The organism is Algoriphagus litoralis, assembly GCF_003259255.1.
Classification (GTDB): domain Bacteria; phylum Bacteroidota; class Bacteroidia; order Cytophagales; family Cyclobacteriaceae; genus Algoriphagus; species Algoriphagus litoralis.
The window spans coordinates 1-969 of record NZ_QGOL01000060.1; the positions used below are offsets into that span (position 1 = coordinate 1).

Here is a 969-nt window from a genome sequence, read left to right on the forward strand (position 1 = left end):
ACCACATGCTCCACCGCTTGTGCGGACCCCCGTCAATTCCTTTGAGTTTCACCGTTGCCGGCGTACTCCCCAGGTGGATTACTTAACGCTTTCGCTTGGCCGCTACACCATCAAGGCATAACAGCGAGTAATCATCGTTTACGGCATGGACTACCAGGGTATCTAATCCTGTTCGCTCCCCATGCTTTCGTGCCTCAGCGTCAGTTGTTGGCCAGTACAATGCCTTCGCTATCGGTGTTCCTGATGGTATCTATGCATTTCACCGCTACACCATCAATTCCATGTACCCCTCCAACACTCAAGCTATCCAGTATCAATGGCACTGCATCGGTTGAGCCGATGTCTTTCACCGCTGACTTAAATAGCCGCCTACGCACCCTTTAAACCCAATAAATCCGGACAACGCTTGCACCCTCCGTATTACCGCGGCTGCTGGCACGGAGTTAGCCGGTGCTTATTCATCTGGTACCGGCAATGTCCCACGCATGGGCCTTTTCTTCCCAGATAAAAGCAGTTTACAACGCAGAACGCCGTCTTCCTGCACGCGGCATGGCTGGGTCAGACTCTCGTCCATTGCCCAATATTCCCTACTGCTGCCTCCCGTAGGAGTCTGGCCCGTATCTCAGTGCCAGTGTGGGGGACCTTCCTCTCAGAACCCCTACTGATCGTCGCCTTGGTGGTCCGTTACACCGCCAACTAGCTAATCAGACGCATGCCCATCTCATACCGATGAATCTTTAACTATAAAACAATGCCGCTTCATAGTACCATGGGGTATTAATCCAGATTTCTCCGGGCTATCCCCCTGTATGAGGTAGGTTGCATACGCGTTACGCACCCGTGCGCCGCTCTAGGTCTTAGATTACTCCTCGACTTGCCGCTCGACTTGCATGTATTAGGCCTGCCGCTAGCGTTCATCCTGAGCCAGGATCAAACTCTCCATTGTAATTTGTCATTAGTATCACCACT

At 52.3% G+C, this 969-nt stretch carries 1 rRNA gene; it reads right to left on the bottom strand.

Going from position 1 to position 969, the window contains the following annotated elements:
* Positions 1-946: ribosomal RNA gene (locus DK188_RS21350) — 16S ribosomal RNA — on the bottom strand; the annotation flags it as partial.
* Positions 947-969 lie beyond the last annotated feature (23 nt).